The sequence below is a fragment of the Caenimonas soli genome (assembly GCF_013155545.1).
Lineage (GTDB): Bacteria > Pseudomonadota > Gammaproteobacteria > Burkholderiales > Burkholderiaceae_C > Ramlibacter > Ramlibacter soli.
This window is the reverse complement of sequence record NZ_JABJVV010000004.1, coordinates 287114-303302: the sequence shown is the minus strand read 5'-3', so window position 1 is coordinate 303302 and position 16189 is coordinate 287114. Positions and strand designations below refer to the sequence as shown.

The following is a 16189-nucleotide window of genomic DNA, read 5'->3' as shown; positions in this document are numbered from 1 at the left end:
GCTCGTCAGACGTCGATTTCCACGGAGTCGCCGTGCAGTTCCATCAGCTCGCGGCGGGCCGCCGCTTCGCCCTTACCCATCAACTTGGTGATCAGGTTCTCGGTTTGCAGAAAGTCCACCTTGCCCAACTGTACCGGCAGCAGCCGGCGCGTATCCGGATTGAGTGTGGTATCCCACAGTTGTTCCGCGCTCATCTCGCCCAGGCCCTTGAAGCGGCTGATGTTCCAAGCCCCTTCGCGCACGCCTTCCTTGCGCAGCTTGTCCAAGATAGCGGTCAATTCGCCCTCGTCAAGTGCATAGGTCTTGGAAGCGGGCTTTTTGCCGCGAGCCGGCGCATCCACACGGAACAGCGGCGGCCGGGCCACATAGACATGGCCGGTTTCTATCAGCTTGGGGAAATGGCGGAAGAACAAGGTCAGCAGCAGAACCTGGATGTGCGAGCCGTCCACGTCGGCGTCCGACAGGATACAAACCTTCCCGTAGCGCAGGCCCGAAAGGTCCGGCGTGTCGTTGGGGCCGTGCGGGTCCACGCCGATCGCCACCGCGATGTCGTGGATTTCGGTGTTGGCGAACAGGCGGTCGCGCTCGACCTCCCAGGTGTTGAGCACCTTGCCGCGCAACGGCAGGATGGCCTGGCTTTCCTTGTCCCGACCCATCTTGGCGCTGCCGCCGGCCGAGTCACCCTCGACCAGGAAGACCTCGTTGTGGCTGATGTCCTTGCTTTCGCAATCCGTAAGCTTGCCCGGCAGCACGGCTACGCCGGAGCCTTTGCGCTTCTCGACCTTCTGCCCGGCCTTCTGCCGGCTTTGCGCGGCCTTGATCGCCAGCTCGGCCAGCTTGCGCCCGTATTCCACGTGCTGGTTGAGCCAGAGCTCGAGCGCCGGCCGCACGAAGCTGGACACCAGGCGCACGGCATCGCGCGAATTCAGGCGCTCCTTGATCTGGCCCTGGAACTGCGGATCGAGCACTTTGGCCGACAGCACATAGGAAGCGCGGGCGAACACGTCTTCGGGCAACAGCTTGACGCCTTTGGGCAGCAGCGAGTGCAGATCCACGAAGCTCTTGACGGCATTGAACAGGCCGTCGCGCAGGCCGCTCTCATGCGTGCCGCCGGCGCTGGTGGGAATCAGGTTGACGTAGCTCTCGCGCACCGGCTGCCCGTCCTCGGTGAAGGCCACGCACCACTGGGCGCCCTCGCCTTCGGCGAAGTTGTCGTTGTTCTGGGCGAACCCCTCGCCCTCGAACAGCGGGATGACCGGGTCGCCGGTGAGCGTCTGCATCAGGTAGTCACGCAGGCCACCCTTGTACTGCCAGCTCTGCGTTTCCTTGGTCTTTTCGTTGACCAGCGACACGGTGACGCCGGGCATGAGCACGGCCTTGCTGCGCAGCAGGTGCGCCAGTTCGGCCATCGGCAGCTGGCTGGATTCGAAATATTTGGGGTCGGGCCAGACGCGCACCGTGGTGCCCTGGCGCCGGTCGCCCTCGACGCCCTTGCGCAGCTGCAATTGCTCGGTGACGTCGCCCGCCTGGAAGACGATCCTCGCCACCTGGCCGTCGCGGTGCGTGGTGGCTTCCAGCCGCTTGGCCAACGCATTGGTGACGGAAACGCCAACGCCGTGCAAACCCCCTGAGAAGCTGTAGGCGCCGCCCTTGCCCTTGTCGAACTTGCCGCCGGCATGCAGGCGGGTGAACACCAGTTCGATCACCGGGGCTTTCTCTTCGGGGTGCAGGCCGAACGGGATGCCGCGGCCGTCGTCCTCGACGCTCACCGAGCCGTCGGTATGCAGGATGGTCTTGATCCGCTTGCCGTGCCCGGCCAGGGCCTCGTCCGCGGCGTTGTCCAGGACTTCCTGGATGACGTGCAGCGGGTTGTCGGTGCGCGTGTACATGCCGGGCCGCTGCTTGACGGGCTCCAGGCCCTTGAGCACACGGATCGAACCTTCGGAGTATTCGGGGGGAAGTTTGCTTGCCATGGGAGCGTGGATTGTAGTCGGGCTGGCTCAGGTGACTGTATGGACGTACAGACTATGCCCTATTCATGCCGGCCCGTCATCAATACCCCGCAAAACTATCAACGGGCTTGTCAGCCACTTGGCAAGCAGCGGCATGCTCCTTTGGCTAAAGTCGCCCGATGCAAACCGCAGCCCCCCAAAAGCTTTCCATGCTCCAGGTTCTTGCCTGCGGCGCCGCCATCGTCACCCTGTCGATGGGCATTCGCCACGGCTTCGGCCTGTGGCTGCAGCCCATCACCCAGGCCCAGGGCTGGACGCGCGAAACCTTTGCCTTCGCCCTGGCCATCCAGAACCTGGCCTGGGGTGTCTTCGGCATCTTCGCCGGCATGGCCGCCGATCGCTTCGGCGCCTTCAAAGTCCTGATCGTCGGCTCCCTTCTCTACGCAGCGGGCCTGGCCGGCATGGCGCTTTCGCCCAACGCCTTGGTGTTCACCCTGACCGCGGGCGTCCTGATCGGCGCGGCCCAGGCAGGTACGACCTACGCCGTGATCTACGGCGTGCTCGGGCGCCAGATCGACCCGGCCAAGCGGTCCTGGGCGATGGGCGTGGCCGCGGCCGCCGGTTCTTTCGGCCAGTTCCTGATGGTGCCGGTGGAAGGCTTTCTCATCTCCGGCTTCGGCTGGCAGGAGGCCCTGCTCGCCCTTAGCCTGTTCGTCCTGCTGATCGCGCCCCTGGCCTGGGGCCTGCGCGAGCCCGGGTTCACCGGCGGCACCGCGCCCAAGCGCGACCAGTCCATCGCGCAAGCCCTGCGCGAAGCGTTCAAGTACCCGAGCTTCCAGCTGCTGATGGCGGGCTACTTCGTCTGCGGCTTCCAGGTCGTGTTCATCGGCGTGCACATGCCCAGCTACCTCAAGGACAAGGGCTTGTCGCCCGAGGTGGCCAGCTACGCACTCGCCCTGATCGGGCTGTTCAACGTGTTCGGCACCTACATCGCCGGCAGCCTGGGGCAAAAGCTCGCCCGGCGAAAGATCCTGGCGGCGATCTACCTGGGCCGCTCCGTCGCCATCGCCGTGTTCCTGTGGGCGCCGCTGACGCCGCTGTCGGTCTATATCTTCGCCGGCGTGATGGGACTGCTGTGGCTCTCCACCGTGCCTCCGACGAATGCGACCGTGGCGCAGATCTTCGGCGTCGCGCACCTGTCCATGCTGGGCGGCTTCGTGTTCTTCAGCCACCAGATCGGCTCGTTCATGGGTGTCTGGCTGGGGGGCCTCTTGTATGACCGCACTGGCAGCTACGACATCGTCTGGTACATCTCGATCGTGCTGGGCATCTTCGCGGCGATCGTGAATCTGCCGGTGCGAGAGACGCCCATCCTGCGGGCCGCGCCACAAGGTGCTTGAGGATGACGCAGCGCACACACAAGTGGCTCGCCTACGGCACTGCCGTGGCCGTGCTGCTGGCCGTGTTTTCCCTGTACACGCGCCCCACCATCCTGGTCGCACTGGCCGACCAGCTCTGGGCCTGCTTTAATTAGCGGATGAAAATCTTCGTGATCACCGGCGCCTCCGACGGGATAGGCGCCGAAATGGCGCGCCAGCTGGCGGCAGCCCGCGGCGCTGACGCCGGCCTTGTGCTTGCCGCGCGCAACCGCGAAAAGCTCGACGCTGTGGCGGCGGAGTGCCAGGCGCGGGGCGCCCAGACCTTGGTGGTGGTCACCAACGTCTCGGAAGAGTCCGAATGCCGAGCGCTGGTGGACCAGGCCGTGCAGCAGTTCGGCCGCATCGACGCGCTGATCAACAATGCCGGGGTCTCGGCCCAGGCGCTGTTCGCGGACGTCAAGGCACAAGACCTGCACTGGTATGAAAAGCTGATGAAGGTCAACCTCTGGGGCAGCGTGTGGTGTACCCACGCGGCCCTGCCGCACCTGGTGGCCAGCAAGGGCAGCATCGTGGCGGTTTCCTCGCTGGCCGGGCTGGTCGGCGTGCCAGGCCGCACGGCCTACAGCGCCACCAAGTTCGCCATGACCGGCTTCTTCGAAGCGCTGCGGGCCGAACTCAAGAGCAGCGGCGTCAGCGTCACCACCGCGTTTCCGGGCGTGGTGGCCACCAGCATCCGCCATCGCGGCTACAACGCCCGCGGCGAGCCCGCGGGCTCCTCGGGCCTGAAGGAAGACGACGCCATGAGCGTGGAGGAATGCGCGCGGCTCATCGTCGAAGGCATGAATGCCCGCCGGCGCGAAGTGGTCATGACGGCCAAGGGCAAGCTCGGGCGCTTCGTGAAACTCGTGGCCCCCGGCATGGTGGAGAGCATGGCCCTCGCTGCGCTCAAAGACGACGTAAGACCACACTGATGCACGGAACCGAAGAAGCCTCCGCCTGGGTGCGGCGCTGGAGCCATCTGGTGCCGGCCGGCGGATCGGTGCTGGACGTGGCATGCGGATACGGGCGGCACATGCGCTGGTTTGCTGCACGAGGCCACCCGGTGACCGGCGTGGACCGGCTGGCAGAAGCGGTTTCTTCGGTGGCGGATCTTGGCGAGGCTGTTTCGGCCGACATCGAGAACGGGCCCTGGCCATTCGCGGGCCGAACCTTCGACGGTGTGGTCGTCACCAATTACCTGTGGCGACCCCTGCTTGGCGCCATCGTGCAGAGCGTGGCGCCCGGGGGCGTGCTGATCTACGAAACCTTCGCCGCCGGCAATGAAACCGTGGGCAAGCCCTCCCGGCCCGACTTCCTGCTGCAGCCCGGCGAACTGCTGGGCGCCTGCAAGGATCTGCGCGTAGTGGCGTACGAGGACGGCTTCCTGGATGAGCCGCCCAGGTTCATCCAGCGCATAGCCGCGGTCAGGCCTGGGGCCAGCCCCCCGGGGCAGCGTTACACGTTGACAAATTCCCCCACGGGCTTCGCCCTGCCCCCTGAGGGGGCGCAGCCGGTTTGAGGCGGCTCGGCACCGGCTAGTTAGAATCCCTGTTTCCAGACAAATATCGACATGACACCGATTACAGGCAGCATCGTGGCGCTGGTCACCCCGATGCATGAAGACGGCAGCGTGGACTATCCCGCCCTGCGCAGGCTGATCGACTGGCACATTGCCGAAGGCACCGATTGCATCGGCGTCGTCGGCACCACCGGCGAATCGCCGACGGTCAGCGTAGAGGAACACCACGAAATCATCCGCGTCTCGGTCGAACAGGCCAAGGGGCGCGTCCCCATCATGGCCGGCTGCGGCGCCAACTCGACGGCCGAGGCCATCGAGCTCGCGAAGTTCGCCCGGAAGATCGGCGCCGACTGCCAGCTGCAGGTGGTGCCCTACTACAACAAGCCGACGCAGGAAGGCCAGTACCAGCACTTCAAGGCTATTGCCGAGGCGGTGGGCGACCTGCCGATCATTCTGTACAACGTGCCCGGACGCACCGTCGCCGATATGCAGCACGACACGGTGCTGCGGCTGGCCGAAGTGCCCGGCATCGTCGGCATCAAGGAAGCCACCGGCAACATCGAGCGGGCCCAATGGCTGATCCGCGATGTGCCCAAGGGCTTTGCCGTGTATTCCGGCGACGACCCGACGGCCGTGGCCCTGATGCTGTGCGGCGGCCAAGGCAACGTGAGCGTGACGGCGAACGTCGCGCCGCGCCTGATGCACGAACTGTGCGTGGCCGCGGTCGCGGGCGATGCCCGGGGCGCGATGGAGATCCAGCGCAAGCTGATGCCGGTGCACAAGCAGCTCTTCGTCGAAGCCAATCCGATTCCGCTCAAATGGGCGATGGCCCGCATGGGCCTGTGTGGCGGCGCCCTGCGCCTGCCGATGACGCCGCTGTCGCCGGCCAACGAGGCCGTCGTGGAAGGCGCGCTTCGTGCCAGTGGCCTGCTGGCCTGATTCCTGAGAACCCGATCCTTAAGGGGATGAAGTGATGCAATCTGCAAAATTCGGCGTAATGGCGATCTGCGCCGCGCTTTCGCTTTCGGCCTGTACCGTGCTGGAAGGCGACAAGATCGACTACAAGAGCGCCGGCAAGGGCGTCGGCCTGGAAGTCCCTCCCGACCTCACCCAGCTGTCGCGCGACTCGCGCTACAACGTTCCCGGCGGCGCCGTCACGGCGAGCAACTTCCAGGTGGGCCAGGCCGCGCCGACCGTGCCCACGGCGGCATCGACGCTGGGCGACGTGCGCATCGAGCGCGCCGGCAATCAGCGCTGGCTGGTCGTCAACCGCTCTGCCGACCAGCTGTGGGGGCCCGTGCGGGACTTCTGGCAGGAAAACGGCTTCCTGCTGGCGATGGACCAAGCCAGCCTGGGCATCATGGAAACCGACTGGGCGGAAAACCGCGCCAAGATCCCGCAGGACTTCATCCGCAACACGCTGGGCAAGCTGATCGACTCGGTGTATTCCACTTCCGAACGTGACCGCTTCCGCACGCGCCTGGAGCGCAGCGCCAGCGGCGGCACCGAGATCTACATCAGCCACCGCGGCCTGATCGAGGTTTACAACAACACCCAGAAGGACCAGACCGTCTGGCAGCCTCGCCCCGCCGACCCGGAACTCGAGGCCGAGTTCCTGCGCCGCCTCATGGTCAAGCTCGGCGTACCGCAAGAGCAGTCCAAGGCGCTGGTCGCCTCAGGCGCCGCCAAGTCCACATCCCGCATCGCTTCCGTGGACAACACTCCGGTGGTGCAGATCGACGAAGGCTTCGACCGTGCATGGCGCCGCGTCGGCCTGGCGTTGGATCGCACAGGCTTCACCGTGGAAGACCGCGATCGCGCCCAGGGCACCTACTTCGTCCGCTACGTGGAACCGAACCCGGACAAGAAGGAAAAGGGCTTTTTCGCCAAGCTGTTCAGCGGTTCGGAAAAAGCCGTGCCGCCGCTGAAATACCGCATCAACCTCAAGAGCCAGGGCGAATCGACCACCGTGTCGGTGCTCAACGCCAGCGGTACGCCCGAAAGCTCCGCCAACGCGCAGCGCATCGTGCAGGTGATCGCGGACGACCTGAAGTAAGGATCGGATGCTGCGCTTCAAAAGCCTGGGCAGCGGCAGCTCGGGCAACGCGACGGTTGTCCAGGCGCGCAGCACCACCCAGATCACGCACCTGCTGGTGGACTGCGGGCTGGGCATCCGCCAGCTCGATGCGCGGCTGGGCCAGGCCGGCATGCTGGCCGAGCAGATCGATGCGATCTTCATCACCCACGAACACGCCGACCACATCGGCTGCGCCCGCCAGGTAGCGTTGCGCGACCGCATCCCTGTCTGGATGAGCCATGGCACCTACACGGCCATGGGGCAGCCCGATTTCGACGGCCTGCTGCGCATCGCCTGCGACAACGTCGATATCGAGATCGGCGCGCTTGCCGTGCTGCCCTTCACCGTGCCGCACGACGCGCGCGAGCCGCTGCAGCTGCGGTGCAGCGATGGCGCCTCCGCGCTGGGCGTGCTGACCGACCTGGGCCACGCCTCCAGCCATGTGCTGGAGATGCTGGCGGGCTGCAGCACCCTGCTGCTGGAATGCAACCACGATCCGGGGATGCTGGCGGCATCCACCTATCCGCCTTTTCTGAAGCGCCGCGTGGGCGGCGCTTACGGCCATCTGGCCAATGAAGCGGCTGCCGCGATTGCCCAGGCCATGCGGCCGGGCGGACTCAAGCAGGTGGTGGCCGCGCATCTGAGCGAGCAGAACAATCGCCCCGAACTTGCACGCCGGGCCCTGGCAGCGGCCATGGGCTGCAGCGAGGCCGACATCCATGTGGCCGACGGTGCCAGCGGCTGCGGCTGGCTCACCGCCTAGTCTCTGGGCACCAACAAGAAAGCCGCCCGAGGGCGGCTTTCTTGTGGAACCGGAAAACCGATTACTTGGCGCCGCTGGCGACGGGAGCCGTCGAGGGAGCGGTGGTCGAGCCAGAGGCTGCAGCGCCTGCGGCGGCAGCGGAAGCAGCGCCGGCGGAAGCGTCAGCAGCAGCGGGAGCCGGAGCAGGAGCGGCGGCGGGAGCGGGAGCCGGAGCGGCGGCGGGAGCCGGCGCAGGAGCAACAACTTCTTCCTTCTTGCTGCAAGCGCTCAGGGCTGCTGCAGCTGCAATCAGGGTCGCCAAGACGAGCGTTTTCTTCATTTTCAAGTTTCCTTTTATGGGATAGAACAATTTCCGGAAATTGTCAGCGCCGCCTGATGGCCGCTTTGACTGAGCTGCAAGGACTCGAGCTCTTGCTGCTCAACCGGAAATTATAGGCTGAAAAATCAAGTCCCGAAAACCCTTAAGGGGCGGCCCTAGGGCCGCTAGAGGCCCAACGTGACCGCCGGGAAAGACGGCGTGCTCTTCTGCAGCCACTCCTGCAGGTTCTCGCGCAGCAGCACGCGCCGCTCGGGTTCGCTGCCGCTGACGCCGTTGCACCGCTCCGGATCGAGCCGCTGCATCACCCAGCCGGGGCTCCAGATGGCGCTGGGCAGGTCCAGCGGATCGGCGGAGCTGCAGGCGCGCGCCTCGATGATGTGCGACCAGGTCTTGCGCCAGGTCACGAAGCGGGCGTGGCGCCGCACGACCTCGTCGTAGCGCCGGGCCAGCAAGGTGCAGCGACGGCCCGGGACCGACCACTCCTGCAGGGCCTGCACGAATTCGCGCTCGCCCAGCGGCCAATCCTCGAAGCTCGCGTCCGAAAGGATGATCTCGCGCCAGCCTTCGCGGGCAGCGCAGGCCAGCGCATCGCGTACGAGTTGCTGGAACGCCGCGCGGCCAGTGAATCGCCCGGAAGGCAGCGCCGGTCGCGTATTTGCATCGTGAGGGGTCGAGGTCATTGCCGCTCCTTGGTTGCGTGCGCCCAGCCTGCTTCGCACCAGGACTGCAGCAGCGAACGCGCGCCCTCGCTGGCGCGCGCGAGTTCACCGGCGCCCAGGCTTCGCCGGTCGGCCAGCGCGCGCATGAGGGCCGCGTCGCGACCCGATGCGCGATAGCTTTCGCCGTTGACGAAGACATGCCGGGCGTCGTACATCATGCGCGTGCGGCGGTCGAGCACGACCTCGCGCGCGCTCCCGCCCGCAGTGCCGCCCTCGAACCAGACGCTGGCCTTGGGCTCGGTAAGGTATTCGCCCAGCGCGCGATCCTGCGCGCTGGGATCCTTCAGGGCGGCCAGCAGCGCCTCGCGCGCGAAAACCTGCAGTTGCGCCGGTATCGCCCCAGGGGAGGCCGTAGCCTCCTGCGAGGGATCGCGGTACAGGCTTTCACCCGCGAGTTCAGCGGCGTCTTCCGAGAGACGCTGCAGCAGTTCGCGCGCCAGCTCGCCACGGCCCGGCGAGCGAAAGCCGATCGAATAGGTCTGGCACTCACCCTGTGCGACGCCGTCGTGCGCGTACAGCGGCGGCAGGTACAGCATGTCGCCGGGCTCGAGGATGTATTCCTCCTCGGGCTCGAAGTTTGCGAGCACTTTCAGCGGCAGGTCGTCGCGCAGCGTCAGGTCTTTCTGCCTGCCGATGCGCCAGCGCCTTCGCCCCTGCGCCTGCAGCAGGAACACGTCATAGCTGTCGAAGTGCGGGCCGACACCGCCGCCGTCGCTGGCATAGCTGATCATCAGGTCATCGACCCGTGCCTGCGGCACGAAGCAGAACCGGGACAAGAGCTCATGGGCGCGATCGTCGTGCAGGTCCACTCCCTGCACCAGCAAGGTCCAACCCGGCCGCGAGAGCGGCGGCAGCGCCCGCCGCTGGAACGGCCCCCGGCGAAACGACCACTTGCCCGCAGCCTGTGCGACCAGGCGCGACTCGACGTCTTCCTGCCCCGACAGGGCGAACAGCTCGCCGCGCGAAAGTAGCGGTTGCAGGCCCGGCACGGCGCCGCGCACCAGCAATGGCTTCTTCTGCCAGTGGCGTTTCATGAACTGCTGCGGCGTGAGGCCGCCCAGCAGTGGGAGTGCTTGTGTGACTTGCATCAGTGCCACAATTGTCATATGGAAATCACACAACAATGCGTGGTCGCGCTGACCTGGACGCTGAAAGATACGCTGGGCGAGGTGCTGGACGTGCTGGACGACCCGGTGGAGTTCCTGGTGGGCGGGGACGACCTGCTGGCCAAGATCGAAGAGGCCTTGCAGGGCCACGAAGCCGGCGACAAGATCGACTTGCACCTGGAGCCCGAGGAAGCCTTCGGCGACTACAACGACCAGCTGGTCTTTCTGGAGCCGCGCACGCTGTTCCCGGCCGAACTCGAGGAAGGCATGACCTTCGAGGGGCTGCCGCCCGGCGCACACGCCGACGCGCCACGCGACGTGCTCTACACCGTCACCGAAATCTATCCCGAGCACGTGGTGCTCGATGGCAACCATCCGCTCGCGGGCATCGCCATCCGCCTCAACTTGAAGGTGGAGAAGGTGCGCGACGCCACGGAAGAAGAAATCGGCCGCGGCTCGGCGGGAACCGGCTTCTTCAAGGTGCAGCGCGGGGCACCGGATGGCGCCCCGCTGCATTAGCCCTTTTTAGGCGAGATAGATCACGCCGTTTTCGATGCGCACGCGGTCGCCCGGACGCAGGTCGCCGGTAGCGCTCACGTCATAGGTACGCATATGGCCCTGGTCGGTCTGCACCGTTACGCGGTAAACCGGGCCTGAGGTGGCGTAGGTGCCTGGGGCGCCGCCGCCGGTGATGCGATTGCCGACCACGGCGCCGCCCACCGCACCCAGGATGGTGGCAGCCGCGCGACCGCTGCCGCTACCGATCTGGTTGCCCAATGCTCCGCCGACCACCGCGCCGAGCACAGTACCGGCGGGGTTGCTGCCCGTCGTTGCACCAGTGGCAGGCCTGATCAGCGAGACGTTGGTCACGCGGCCATATTCCACACCGGCGACCGGCTGGCTGGGATAGGTACCGGGGTAAGCGGCCGGCGGCGTCTGCGACACCGGGTAGTTATTGGGGCCGTACGGATCGTACGTACCGCAGGCCGCCAAGCCTGCGGCCAGCGCGACGGTCGAAGTGAGTGCCAATAGGCGTTTGGATGTTGCTTGCATGAGAGTCTCCTGGTTTATGAGCGGTAAATGACACCGTTTTCGACGCGGACGCGATCGCCTATGCGCAGTTCGCCGGTGGCGGGAACGTCGTAGGTGCGCATCGCACCCTGGTCGGTCCGGATGCTGATGCGGTAGACCGGGTTGGTGGCCGGGGTAGTGGACCGGCCGACTTGGCTGCCAATAGCAGCGCCGGCCACGCCGCCGGCCACAGTGGCCACATCGCGGCCGCTGCCGCTACCGACCTGGCGGCCCAACACGGCTCCGGCCACCGCGCCTACGAGCGCGCCCGGTACGTTGACGCCACTGGTGGTGGCGGCACCACCCTGGAAGAATTCGATGTTGGTCACCCGGCCGTATTCCAGCGAAGCCGGCGCCATGGCCGGTGCCGCGGTTGGATAGGTCGAGGGATAGCTGCTGACGGGGCCCGACAACGGAACCGAGCCGCACGCGGCCAGCAGTGCGGCCGCGGCGACGCCGGCGGCGATGGGAGCAAAACGTGAAGTACGCATGGGAAACTCCTTGCTTTTCTGTACACGGCGCAGCCGACAGGCTCGCCTCGTGTAACCATTAAAGGCCAAGGTTTCACTACGTGTGCCGCAGCCAATGCCGCGCATCCCTGTAGGAACCCGTACGCAGGGGTGTAGGAAGCTGCCGATGCGGCAGGGCTAGAGCCTCAGCCCTTGCCGGTTGAGCCGTATCCGCCCTCGCCGCGTTGCGTCGCGGGAAACTCAGCCACCACGTTGAACTGCGCCTGCACCACCGGCACAATCACCAGCTGAGCCAGCCGCTCCATGGGTTGCAGGGTGAATTCGACGTCGCTGCGGTTCCAGGCGCTGACCATCAACTGGCCCTGGTAGTCGCTGTCGATGAGGCCCACTAGGTTGCCCAGCACGATGCCGTGCTTGTGGCCCAGGCCCGATCGCGGCAGGATCATCGCGGCGTAGCCCGGGTCCTTGAGCCAGATGGAGATGCCGGTGGGCACCAGCCGCCAGGCATTGGGCGCCAGCGTCAGCGGCTCGTCGAGGCAGGCTCGCAGGTCGAGGCCGGCGCTGCCGGGAGTGGCGTAGCTGGGAAGCTGGTCCACCATGCGTGGATCGAGGATCTTGACGTCGATTTTCATAAACGGTTGGCAATTTCGGCCACCAGCAGGCGGGCCAGTTCGAGTTTGGAAGCGCGCGGCACTTCACGTGTGCCGCGTTCGTCGACCAGCAGCAGCGCGTTGTCGTCGGCGCCGAAAGTGGCCGGACCGATGTTACCCACCAGCAGCGGCACCCCCTTGCGCGCACGCTTGGCCTGGGCGTTGGCCACCAAGTCCTGGCTTTCGGCCGCAAACCCCACGCAGAACAATGCGCCCGAGCGGGCTCGCGGCGACTGCGCCACCGTGGCGAGAATATCGGGGTTTTCCGTGAAATCGAGTTGCGGCGCCTTGCCCGACCCGTCTTTCTTGATCTTGTGTTCGCAAGCGCTGGCCGGCCGCCAATCGGCCACGGCGGCGGTGGCGATGAAGATGTCGGCGAGCTGGGCGTGCGGTTGCGTGGCTTGCAGCATGTCCTGCGCCGATTTCACGTCGATCCGCGTCACCCCGCGCGGCGTGGGCAGGCTCACCGGCCCTGCGACCAGCGTGACGTTGGCGCCGGCTTCGCGCGCCGCCCTGGCGATCGCGAAGCCCATCTTGCCGCTGGACAAGTTGGTGATGCCGCGCACCGGATCGATGGCTTCGAAGGTAGGGCCGGCCGTCACCAGCACCTCTTTGCCGGCGAGCCGCTTGGGCTGGAAGAACGCGATGATGTCTTCCAGCAGCTCCGGCGGCTCCAGCATCCGGCCATCGCCGGTTTCGCCGCAGGCCTGGAAGCCGCTGCCCACGCCCAGTATGTGCGCGCCATCGGCGGCCAGCTGGACCATGTTGCGCTGGGTGGCCGGATGCGCCCACATCTCCCGATTCATGGCCGGCGCCAGCAGCAGCGGCACCTTGGTCGTAGGCCGGGCCAGGCACATCAGGCTGAGCAGCTCATCGGCGCGGCCGTGCAGCAGCTTGGCCATGAAGTCCGCGCTGCAGGGGGCGACGAGGATGGCGTCGGCCTCGCGCGACAGGTTGATGTGCGGCATGTTGTTTGGCTCGCGGCTGTCCCATTGCGAGCCATAGACCGGGCGTCCGGAAAGCGCCTGCATCGTGACGGGGGTGATGAACTGCTCCGCAGCCTCGGTCATCACCGCCTGCACGGTGGCGCCCTCCTTGATCAGGGCCCGGCACAATTCGGCCGCTTTGTAACAGGCTATGCCGCCCGAAAGCCCGAGGACTATGTGTTTGCCGGCCATGTCATTCATTGGCGGAATGTAGCAGAGGCGGGCCCACCCAAACCGCACCCCTATAATCTCGCTTTACCACCTCCCGGGAGCCGCAACTCCCGGTCTGACATGACCAAATTTGTCTTCGTCACCGGCGGTGTGGTGTCCTCCCTCGGCAAGGGAATCGCCTCAGCCTCCCTCGCTGCGATTCTGGAATCGCGGGGCCTCAAAGTCACTCTCATCAAGCTCGATCCATACATCAACGTGGATCCGGGGACGATGTCGCCCTTCCAGCACGGCGAAGTGTTCGTGACGGACGACGGCGCCGAGACCGACCTGGACCTGGGACACTACGAGCGCTTCGTGACCACCCGCATGGGGAAGGTCAACAACTTCACCACCGGCAAGATCTACCAGGCCGTACTGGAAAAAGAGCGCCGCGGCGACTACCTGGGCAAGACCGTGCAGGTTATCCCGCACATCACCAACGAGATCCAGGAATTCATCAAGCGCGGGGCACATTTCGGCCAACCGGGAGCGGCTGACGTCGCCATCGTCGAAATCGGCGGCACCGTGGGGGACATCGAGTCCCTGCCCTTCCTGGAAGCCGCGCGGCAAATGAGCCTGCGCATGGGCGCCAACAACACCGCCTTCGTGCACCTGACCTACGTGCCGTGGATCGCCGCTGCCGGCGAGCTCAAGACCAAGCCGACGCAGCACACGGCCAAGGAACTGCGGGCCATCGGTATCAGCGCCGACGCCCTGCTTTGCCGCGCCGATCGCAAGATTCCCGAAGATGAGCGCGCCAAGATCTCGCTGTTCACCAACGTGCCCGAGTGGGGCGTGATCTCCATGTGGGACGTGAACACCATCTACAAGGTGCCGCGCATGCTGCACGAGCAGGGCCTGGACGGCCTGATCTGCGACAAGCTGCGCCTGAACACGCCGCCCGCCAACCTGAAGCGCTGGGACGACCTGGTTTACGAAACCGAGCACCCCCAGGGCGAGATCAACATCGCCATGGTCGGCAAATACGTGGACCTGTCGGACAGCTACAAGTCGCTCAACGAGGCGCTGCGCCACGCCGGCATGAAGAGCCACGTGCGGGTGAAGATCGACTACGTGGACTCCGAAACCATCACGCCCGAGAGCGTGTCGCAGCTGGCCAAGTACGACGCGGTGCTGGTGCCGGGCGGCTTCGGCAAGCGCGGCATCGAAGGCAAGATCGGCGCCGCCCGCTTCGCCCGCGAGAACAAGGTGCCCTACCTTGGCATCTGCCTGGGCATGCAGGTCGCCACCATCGAGTACGCGCGCGACGTGGCGGGCCTGAAGGACGCCAACAGCACCGAGTTCGAGCCGGCCACGCCCCACCCCGTCATCGCCCTCATCACCGAGTGGAAAGATGCCGACGGCACCATCAAGACCCGCGACGAGAACTCCGACCTGGGCGGCACCATGCGCCTGGGCGCGCAAAGCTCCGACGTGGCCAAGGGCACGCTGGCCCACAAGATCTACGGCGACGTGGTCACCGAGCGGCATCGCCACCGCTACGAGGCCAACGTCAACTACCTGGACAAGCTGCGCCAGGCCGGATTGGTGATCTCGGCGCTGACCCAACGCGAGCACCTGACCGAGATCGTCGAGTTGCCGCAGGACGTGCACCCCTGGTTCATGGGCGTGCAGTTCCACCCCGAGTTCAAGTCGACTCCGTGGGACGGCCATCCGCTGTTCAACTCGTTCATCAAGGCCGCCGTGGATCACCAGGCGGTCGGCAAGACTTCGCTCAAGGCGGTCGCATGAAGCTGTGCAACTTCGAGATCGGCCTGCAGCGGCCGTTCTTCCTCATCGCAGGCCCCTGCGTGGTGGAGTCCGAGCAGCTGCAGATGGACACGGCCGGGGCGCTCAAGGAAATCACTTCCAGCCTGGGCATCCCCTTCATCTTCAAGAGCAGCTACGACAAGGCCAATCGCTCTTCGGGCACCAGTTTCCGTGGCCCCGGCATGACGCGCGGGCTTGAGATCCTGGCCAAGGTAAAAAAAGACCTGGGCCTTCCCATCCTGACCGACGTGCACAGCGAAGCCGAGATCGCCGAAGTAGCGAAGGTGGTCGATGTGCTGCAGACGCCGGCGTTCCTGTGCCGCCAGACCGACTTCATCCGCGCCGTCGCCCAGTCGGGCAAGCCGGTGAACATCAAGAAGGGCCAGTTCCTGGCGCCCGGCGACATGAAGAACGTGATCGACAAGGCACGGGCCGCGGCCAAGGAAGCCGGCCTGCCGGAAGACAGCTTCATGGCCTGCGAGCGCGGCGCGAGCTTCGGCTACAACAACCTCGTGTCCGACATGCGCTCGCTCGCGATCATGCGCGAGACCGGCGCCCCGGTGGTGTTCGATGCCACGCACTCGGTGCAGCTGCCGGGCGGCCAGGGAACGAGCTCGGGCGGCCAGCGCGAGATGGTTCCGGTGCTGGCGCGCGCGGCCGTTGCCGTCGGCGTCGCCGGCCTGTTCATGGAAACCCACCCGGACCCGGCCAAGGCGCTCAGCGACGGCCCCAACGCCGTGCCGCTCAAGCACATGAAGGCCCTGCTCGAAACCTTGCTGGCGCTGGATAGCGTCACCAAGAAAAACGGGTACCTGGAGAACAGCTTTGTCTAGCGCCTACATCATTGCGCACGTGACGGTTACGAACCCCGAACAATACGAAGAGTACAAAAAGCTCTCTACCATTGCGATGAAGACCCATGGAGCGGAAGTCTGCATCCGCGGCGGCAAGGTCGAGGTGCTGGAAGGCGACTGGGCCCCCACCCGCGTCGTGATGCTGAAGTTCCCCAGTGTGGAACAGGCCAAGGTCTTCTACAACTCCGTCGAATACGACGCAGCCAGGAAAGCGCGCGAAGGAGCTGCCGTGATGCGCATGATCGTCGTCGAAGGGGCGGGCTGAAGCCCTCCCCTTCAGGGTGTATGTGACCACCCCTCCCCAG

At 65.9% G+C, this 16189-nt stretch carries 18 protein-coding genes; 11 read left to right on the top strand and 7 right to left on the bottom strand.

Annotated features, from left to right (window positions below):
- Window positions 1–5: 5 nt before the first annotated feature.
- A complete protein-coding gene (locus HNE04_RS08490) occupies window positions 6–1973 on the bottom strand; it encodes a DNA topoisomerase IV subunit B (RefSeq protein WP_172218095.1) in 1968 nt (655 codons plus the stop codon).
- A 158-nt stretch (window positions 1974–2131) separates the two neighbouring features.
- Between HNE04_RS08490 and HNE04_RS08485 the strand changes: the two genes are divergently transcribed.
- From HNE04_RS08485 to HNE04_RS08460, 7 genes are read left to right on the top strand one after another with little or no spacing between them, the layout of a single operon-like run.
- A complete protein-coding gene (locus HNE04_RS08485; RefSeq protein WP_207717485.1) occupies window positions 2132–3352 on the top strand; it encodes an MFS transporter in 1221 nt (406 codons plus the stop codon).
- A 2-nt stretch (window positions 3353–3354) separates the two neighbouring features.
- Window positions 3355–3486 carry a hypothetical protein gene (locus tag HNE04_RS28290; protein WP_268904879.1) on the top strand — a complete coding sequence of 44 codons (132 nt, stop codon included), beginning with the start codon at window positions 3355–3357 and terminating at the stop codon, window positions 3484–3486.
- A 3-nt stretch (window positions 3487–3489) separates the two neighbouring features.
- Window positions 3490–4302: an SDR family oxidoreductase gene (locus tag HNE04_RS08480; protein WP_172218094.1), complete on the top strand. Its 813-nt coding sequence runs from the start codon at window positions 3490–3492 to the stop codon at window positions 4300–4302.
- A complete protein-coding gene (locus HNE04_RS08475; RefSeq protein ID WP_172218093.1) occupies window positions 4302–4889 on the top strand; it encodes a class I SAM-dependent methyltransferase in 588 nt (195 codons plus the stop codon). Before HNE04_RS08480 ends, HNE04_RS08475 begins: the two co-directional genes overlap by 1 nt.
- Window positions 4890–4940: 51 nt before the next feature.
- On the top strand, window positions 4941–5828 hold the full coding sequence (gene dapA / locus HNE04_RS08470) for a 4-hydroxy-tetrahydrodipicolinate synthase (protein ID WP_172218092.1): 888 nt from the start codon (window positions 4941–4943) through the stop codon (window positions 5826–5828).
- A gap of 34 nt (window positions 5829–5862) precedes the next feature.
- Window positions 5863–6945 (top strand): outer membrane protein assembly factor BamC, encoded by a 1083-nt coding sequence (gene bamC, locus HNE04_RS08465; RefSeq protein ID WP_172218091.1) that lies wholly within the window; start codon window positions 5863–5865, stop codon window positions 6943–6945.
- A 7-nt stretch (window positions 6946–6952) separates the two neighbouring features.
- Window positions 6953–7729, top strand: coding sequence for an MBL fold metallo-hydrolase (locus HNE04_RS08460; protein WP_172218090.1), 777 nt, complete (start codon window positions 6953–6955; stop codon window positions 7727–7729).
- Window positions 7730–8212: 483 nt separating this feature from the next.
- Here HNE04_RS08460 and HNE04_RS08455 read toward each other — a convergent pair whose 3' ends face one another.
- Both HNE04_RS08455 and HNE04_RS08450 read right to left on the bottom strand, forming a co-directional pair.
- The gene (locus HNE04_RS08455; protein ID WP_172218089.1) at window positions 8213–8728 is read right to left on the bottom strand and encodes a hypothetical protein; all 516 of its coding nucleotides are present in this window, start codon (window positions 8726–8728) and stop codon (window positions 8213–8215) included.
- Complete coding sequence (locus HNE04_RS08450) at window positions 8725–9855, bottom strand: cupin domain-containing protein (RefSeq protein ID WP_172218088.1); 1131 nt, start codon at window positions 9853–9855, stop codon at window positions 8725–8727. The genes HNE04_RS08455 and HNE04_RS08450 overlap by 4 nt, the downstream gene beginning before the upstream one ends.
- A gap of 18 nt (window positions 9856–9873) precedes the next feature.
- Between HNE04_RS08450 and HNE04_RS08445 the strand changes: the two genes are divergently transcribed.
- Window positions 9874–10392 carry an FKBP-type peptidyl-prolyl cis-trans isomerase gene (locus tag HNE04_RS08445; protein ID WP_172218087.1) on the top strand — a complete coding sequence of 173 codons (519 nt, stop codon included), beginning with the start codon at window positions 9874–9876 and terminating at the stop codon, window positions 10390–10392.
- A gap of 6 nt (window positions 10393–10398) precedes the next feature.
- On the opposite strand, the gene HNE04_RS08440 is transcribed toward HNE04_RS08445, so the two are convergent.
- From HNE04_RS08440 to coaBC, 4 genes are all read right to left on the bottom strand, one after another.
- Window positions 10399–10926 (bottom strand): outer membrane lipoprotein, encoded by a 528-nt coding sequence (locus tag HNE04_RS08440; protein ID WP_172218086.1) that lies wholly within the window; start codon window positions 10924–10926, stop codon window positions 10399–10401.
- A gap of 14 nt (window positions 10927–10940) precedes the next feature.
- Window positions 10941–11435 (bottom strand): glycine zipper 2TM domain-containing protein, encoded by a 495-nt coding sequence (locus HNE04_RS08435; RefSeq protein ID WP_172218085.1) that lies wholly within the window; start codon window positions 11433–11435, stop codon window positions 10941–10943.
- Between the two features lie 164 nt (window positions 11436–11599).
- Window positions 11600–12046, bottom strand: a complete 447-nt coding sequence (gene dut, locus HNE04_RS08430) for a dUTP diphosphatase (RefSeq protein ID WP_172218084.1) — start codon at window positions 12044–12046, stop codon at window positions 11600–11602.
- The gene (gene coaBC / locus HNE04_RS08425) at window positions 12043–13251 is read right to left on the bottom strand and encodes a bifunctional phosphopantothenoylcysteine decarboxylase/phosphopantothenate--cysteine ligase CoaBC (protein ID WP_172218083.1); all 1209 of its coding nucleotides are present in this window, start codon (window positions 13249–13251) and stop codon (window positions 12043–12045) included. Before coaBC ends, dut begins: the two co-directional genes overlap by 4 nt.
- Window positions 13252–13341: 90 nt before the next feature.
- Here coaBC and HNE04_RS08420 point away from each other — a divergent pair, with 90 nt between their 5' ends.
- Genes HNE04_RS08420 through HNE04_RS08410 form a run of 3 tightly spaced genes read left to right on the top strand, consistent with a single transcriptional unit; the run spans window position 13342 to window position 16149 of the window.
- On the top strand, window positions 13342–15012 hold the full coding sequence (locus HNE04_RS08420; protein ID WP_172218082.1) for a CTP synthase: 1671 nt from the start codon (window positions 13342–13344) through the stop codon (window positions 15010–15012).
- Window positions 15009–15863 (top strand): 3-deoxy-8-phosphooctulonate synthase, encoded by an 855-nt coding sequence (gene kdsA, locus HNE04_RS08415; protein ID WP_172218081.1) that lies wholly within the window; start codon window positions 15009–15011, stop codon window positions 15861–15863. Before HNE04_RS08420 ends, kdsA begins: the two co-directional genes overlap by 4 nt.
- Entirely contained in the window at window positions 15856–16149 is a 294-nt protein-coding gene (locus HNE04_RS08410) for a DUF1330 domain-containing protein (RefSeq protein WP_172218080.1), read from the top strand. The genes kdsA and HNE04_RS08410 overlap by 8 nt, the downstream gene beginning before the upstream one ends.
- The last annotated feature ends 40 nt before the right edge of the window (window positions 16150–16189 follow it).